General features: G+C 47.3%; 5 protein-coding genes. All 5 read left to right on the forward strand.

Annotation, left to right across the window (positions count from 1 at the left end; translation table 11 throughout):
• Window positions 1-555 precede the first annotated feature (555 nt).
• The 5 genes from thiD to E0E16_RS13295 all read left to right on the forward strand — a co-directional run bounded on the left by thiD (window position 556) and on the right by E0E16_RS13295 (window position 5,146).
• Entirely contained in the window at window positions 556-1,371 is an 816-nt protein-coding gene (thiD, locus tag E0E16_RS13275; RefSeq protein WP_130830680.1) for a bifunctional hydroxymethylpyrimidine kinase/phosphomethylpyrimidine kinase, read from the forward strand.
• A complete protein-coding gene (locus E0E16_RS13280; RefSeq protein WP_130830681.1) occupies window positions 1,368-1,997 on the forward strand; it encodes a thiamine phosphate synthase in 630 nt (209 codons plus the stop codon). Before thiD ends, E0E16_RS13280 begins: the two co-directional genes overlap by 4 nt.
• Window positions 1,998-2,039: 42 nt before the next feature.
• Entirely contained in the window at window positions 2,040-3,611 is a 1,572-nt protein-coding gene (gene thiC, locus E0E16_RS13285) for a phosphomethylpyrimidine synthase ThiC (protein ID WP_130830682.1), read from the forward strand.
• Between the two features lie 25 nt (window positions 3,612-3,636).
• Complete coding sequence (locus tag E0E16_RS13290) at window positions 3,637-4,410, forward strand: sulfide-dependent adenosine diphosphate thiazole synthase (RefSeq protein ID WP_130830683.1); 774 nt, start codon at window positions 3,637-3,639, stop codon at window positions 4,408-4,410.
• A 133-nt stretch (window positions 4,411-4,543) separates the two neighbouring features.
• Entirely contained in the window at window positions 4,544-5,146 is a 603-nt protein-coding gene (locus E0E16_RS13295) for a thiamine phosphate synthase (protein WP_130830684.1), read from the forward strand.
• Window positions 5,147-5,422 lie beyond the last annotated feature (276 nt).

Genomic DNA, 5,422 nt, shown 5'->3' on the forward strand with positions numbered 1-5,422 from the left:
GCCTAAATCTGCATATTATAACTCTTTTTGAAAAGAGCACTTCTATGCAAATTATTCCGTTTCCTACTCATTATCAGTCAGTTTACACCAACTTCGATATTTCTTCATTTTCGCTGATTAGTTGCACTGCAAAAGGTAAGCTTTTGGAAAGTGAAAGCTAAGCTTTTGGGGGATGAATGAAGAATATTTAGGACATTATTGGGTTTTAACACTTTTACCGTCAAAAGAAAAGGCGATGGCGATTTGGGAATTTATTTCCCATTTTTTTATTCCCATTGGCTTATATATCGCGATTTTTATGTAAATTTGCAGACAGATAAACTTTCGGATGAGCCGAAGGAGGGGTGCCACTCTGTTGAGTGAGCTGAGATTATACCCGTATAACCTGATGCAGGTAATGCTGCCGTAGGAAGTGCGAATATAAGAATTTGCGTTTATCATTTACCAGATTTTGTGCATCCCGATATTTTGTTCCTGACGATAAGGCTTGCCACTTTGCGTGGCGAATACAGATTGTTGCTTATTGATGCTATTAGGAAAAGATAACGAGAAACGATGAAATATATCACTACTTTGACGATTGCCGGTTCCGATAGCTGTGGTGGCGCCGGCATCCAGGCAGACCTAAAAACCATGTCGGCGTTGGGTTGTTACGCCACCTCGGTCATCACTGCAATTACGGCACAGAACACGATGGGAGTATTCGCCGTCAGAAGCGTATCGCCGGAGATGGTGGAAGCTCAGTTGCGAGCCGTGATGAGCGATATGCTCCCCGACGCGATAAAGATAGGGATGGTGAACGACGTGGAAACCATTCGCGTGATTGCCGACACGATGAGAGAATACGACGTGGAACACATCGTAATCGACCCCGTCATGGTGTCCACCTCCGGTAGCAGACTGATGGAGAGGACGGCAGTGGCAACATTTCGCGAGAAACTGTTGCCCCTTGCCGAGCTGCTGACTCCCAACATTCACGAAACAGAAGTGCTCTCGGGCGTTTCCATAGAGACGGAAGCCGACATCGACCGTGCCGCCGAACTGATTATGACGATGGGTTGTAAGGCTCTGCTCGTGAAAGGAGGACACCTTGAGGGAGAAAAGAAGACCGACCGGCTCTATCTTCAGAATGGAAGTCGAGAACTTTTCGAGGGCAAGACCATTGCCACCCGCAACACTCATGGAACAGGATGCACGCTATCGTCTGCCATAGCAGCATATTTGGCTCGGGGAAAGCAACTCAACGATGCAGTGGGGAGGGCAAAAGCCTATGTCGGAGAAGCCCTTTCTGCCGGAGCAGACATGGAGATGGGCAGGGGATTCGGACCCGTGAACCACTTTTTCCAACCCGAAAAACTTATCAGACGATGATGAACTTGCAATTTATTACCCATCGCACCCATCGATACGATTATGCCGAAGGAGTGGAATTGGCTTTGAAAGGGGGGTGCGAATGGGTGCAACTGCGGATGAAAGACGTTTCCGATGATGATTTCCTTCAAGTGGGAAGAAAAGTGAAGACATTGTGTGTGGCTTATGGCGCAACGTTCATTCTCGACGACCGTGTACACTTGGTGAAGGCGTTGCGAGCCGATGGGGTGCACTTGGGAAAACAAGACATGGCAATAGACGAAGCACGAAGACAGCTCAACGATGACTCGTTGCTCATAGGTGGAACTGCCAACACCATGGAAGACATACGTAAACTCTGCGAAATGGGCGCAAACTATATCGGTTGTGGGCCGTTCCGGTACACCTCTACCAAGAAAAATCTCGCGCCTTTATTGGGATTGGAAGGCTATTCGAGGTTGATGCGGACGATGAAAGAAGAACGCCTGTCAGTTCCCGTTGTAGCCATTGGTGGGATATTGTGCGAGGACATTCCTGAGATTGCCAAGACGGGGGTGAGCGGAATAGCAGTCAGTGGGGCGATACTCCACGCCGACAACCCCAAGGTGGAAATGCAACGGTTCGTTGAGGCGACTATTAATATATAAGGTATAGACAACGCTGAAACTTTCATTATAAACATCAAGATTATGGAAAACAAAATAAAGATAACCTATCCCTCTTCGGAGAAGATTTACATGAAGGGGGAAATCCATCCGGAGCTGCGCGTGGGTATGAGGAAAATCAACCTTACCCCTACCGTTATGAAGGTGAACGGAGAACGGAAGGAACGTGCGAACGCCCCTATCATGGTGTATGACACCAGCGGGGCTTACAGCGACCCCACCATTGATATTGATTTGCGCAAGGGTTTGCCCAAGTTGCGGAACTCTTGGATTGCGAAGCGTAAGGGCACGCAGATGTACTATGCGAAGTTAGGCGTGATAACGGAAGAAATGGAATATGTTGCCATTCGCGAGAATATGAATTGTAGGGAATTGGGTGTGAAGAGTCGCATCACACCGGAGTTCGTTCGCGAGGAAGTAGCAGCCGGTCGCGCCGTTATCCCTGCCAACATCAAGCATCCGGAGAGCGAACCGATGATAATCGGTACGAATTTCCTTGTGAAGATTAACACGAACATAGGCAATTCGCATAACAACTCCGGAATAGAAGAGGAAGTGGAGAAAGCCGTGTGGAGCTGTAAATGGGGTGGCGATACCTTAATGGATTTATCAACGGGCGAGAATATACATGAGACTCGTGAGTGGATATTGCGCAATTGTCCGGTTCCGGTGGGAACAGTGCCGATGTATCAGGCCTTCGAGAAGGTGAACGGAAAGGTGGAAGACTTGAACTGGGAAGTGTTTCGAGACACGTTGGTGGAACAATGCGAACAGGGTGTGGATTATTTCACGATACACTGTGGCATCCGGTTGAAGAACATCCGTTTGGCGGATGGCAGACTCACCGGCATTGTGAGTCGTGGCGGAAGCATCATCTCAAAATGGTGCAAGATACATCAGCGGGAAAACTTCCTGTACAGTCATTTCGATGAGATATGCGATATCTGCGCCCAATATGATGCCGCTCTGTCGTTGGGAGATGGTTTGCGTCCGGGAAGTACCCATGACGCTAACGATGCGGCACAATTTGCCGAACTTGACACCATGGGCGAACTCGTGGAGCGCGCTTGGAAAAAGAACGTGCAGGCATTCATAGAAGGTCCGGGACACGTGCCCATGAATAAGATACGTGAGAACATGGAACGACAGGTGGAAAAATGTCATGGCGCGCCTTTCTATACGTTAGGGCCGATAGTTACCGACATTGCTCCTGCCTACGACCATATCACGAGTGCCATCGGTGCTGCCATGATAGGCTGGTATGGAACGGCAATGCTGTGTTATGTTACGCCAAAAGAACATCTTGCCTTACCCAACAAGGAGGATGTTCGCGAAGGAGTGATTGCCTACAAGATAGCCGCTCATGCCGCCGATTTGGCGAAAGGTCATCCGGGGGCAAGGATTCGGGACAACGCGCTGAGCAAAGCACGCTATGAATTCAGGTGGAAAGACCAGTTCAACCTCTCTCTCGATCCGGAGAAGGCGTTGGCATATTGGAAATCGTCCAATAAGGTAGGAGGAAAATATTGCACGATGTGCGGTCCAAACTTCTGCGCCATGAAGATAAGCAGGGAGTTGGACGAATGTAACGATTAAGTATTTCTTTATAACAACCTATATTATGATAGAGAAACAAATATCAAGAGGTATCATTCATACCTATTTCGAGAAAATGGAGAAGTGTCTGGAACTCGACGTTGCCATAGTAGGTGGCGGTCCTTCAGGCATAGTAGCAGCTTATTATTTGGCCAAGAAAGGGCTGAAAGTGGCTCTTTTCGATCGCAAGTTGTCTCCCGGCGGGGGAATGTGGGGTGGTGCGATGATGTTCAATCAGCTTGTCATTCAAGACGAAGCACTCGACATCATCAAGGAGTTCGGCATCAACTACAATAATTACGATGACGGACTCTATACCGCTGATTCCATTGAGAGTACTTCGGCACTGCTCTACCATGCAGTGCATGCCGGAGCTACTATCTTTAATTGCTATTCCGTGGAGGATGTCGTGTTCAAGAACAATGTCGTCAGCGGCGTGGTGGTGAACTGGACACCTGTGTTGCGCGAGGGACTGCATGTCGATCCCTTGAACATCATGGCTAAATGCGTCATCGATGGAACCGGACACGACAGCGAAATATGCAAGGTAGTGGCTCGAAAGAACGGCATCAAGTTGAACACTGCCACGGGTGAGGTGATAGGTGAACGGTCGCTGGACGTCAGCGAGGGCGAACGCTGCGTGGTGGAAGGAACAAAGGAAATCTATCCCGGTTTGTTTGTCTGTGGGATGGCTTCCTCCGCTGTCGGGGGCACGCCCCGTATGGGACCTATTTTTGGTGGTATGTTGCTCTCGGGAAAGAAAGTTGCAGAATTGATTATGCAACGAATTGGAAAATAATTCTTATAAAGTGAGGAGGTGGATTGACTTCGTGTCCGACTATCATCGATGTAACGATTGCAAAGGGACGGGAGACAATCTGCCTCTCCTCTTTTCTCCTTAAATATATTAATAGAGTTAGTTGTTTGGTGGAATGAAGATTATCGTTATTACTCCTCCCACTTTTCTCTCGGAGGAAGCAGACATCATACAGAGATTATTAGATTGGGGCGTTGCCTCCGTGCATATCCGCAAACCACAATCATCGGTGGAAGCAACGGATGCCTTACTTTCCTCTATTCCGACTGCTTATCATAGCCAACTTGTCCTTCACGATCATTTCAATCTTACCGCACGCTATACTTTGCAAGGCATTCATCTCAATCGTCGCAATCCTGTTATGCCATCATTCTTCCATGGTACGCTATCTTGCTCTTGTCATTCCTTACAAGAAATAAAAGCGAGGAAACCTCATTGCGATTATCTCTTCCTCAGTCCTATTTTCGACAGTATTTCCAAAAAGGGCTATCGTTCTGCCTTTCGTCAGGAAACCTTGGCACAAGCCGCAGCAGATGCTGTCATTGATTCTAAAGTGCTCGCGCTCGGTGGTATCAAAAAAGAGAAACTGCCCACCCTTCGAACGCTTCATTTTGGCGGAGCTGTCTTTTTGGGCGATGTTTGGCAACGCATTCATGCCGACGACTTCAAAAGCTATATCCTTGATTGTGTAAACACGCGAGCCACCCCTTCCGAATAGATTGGCAATTCTCCCCGAAGACAGAACTACTGACAGGAACGATACTACTTTTTTCAATATAAGTTGCAGCCTTTTTTATACAATGATATTAGCTTCTTTTAAAAACGATGGTACTTTTTCGATAAAACGATAGTACTTTTTTGGAAGAGTTTGGTAGTGTCCTTAAAAGTGTGTAATTCATCTTTCCTTTCTCTGTACTTCCACTGTTATTTTATTCTTTTCTTTCCAGTTCTTGAATTGATATATTCTCCTTTCATATGTCGTCTTTGTTTCCTC

The organism is Prevotella rectalis, assembly GCF_900607215.1.
Taxonomy (GTDB): domain Bacteria; phylum Bacteroidota; class Bacteroidia; order Bacteroidales; family Bacteroidaceae; genus Prevotella; species Prevotella brunnea.

Bases quoted from the DNA above. Each gene is read 5' to 3' on its own strand.
- E0E16_RS13280 (WP_130830681.1), top strand. From the start codon at position 1,368: ATGATGAACTTGCAATTTATTACCCATCGCACCCATCGATACGATTAT.
- E0E16_RS13295 (WP_130830684.1), top strand. From the start codon at position 4,544: ATGAAGATTATCGTTATTACTCCTCCCACTTTTCTCTCGGAGGAAGCA.
- thiC (WP_130830682.1), top strand. From the start codon at position 2,040: ATGGAAAACAAAATAAAGATAACCTATCCCTCTTCGGAGAAGATTTAC.
- thiD (WP_130830680.1), top strand. From the start codon at position 556: ATGAAATATATCACTACTTTGACGATTGCCGGTTCCGATAGCTGTGGT.
- E0E16_RS13290 (WP_130830683.1), top strand. From the start codon at position 3,637: ATGATAGAGAAACAAATATCAAGAGGTATCATTCATACCTATTTCGAG.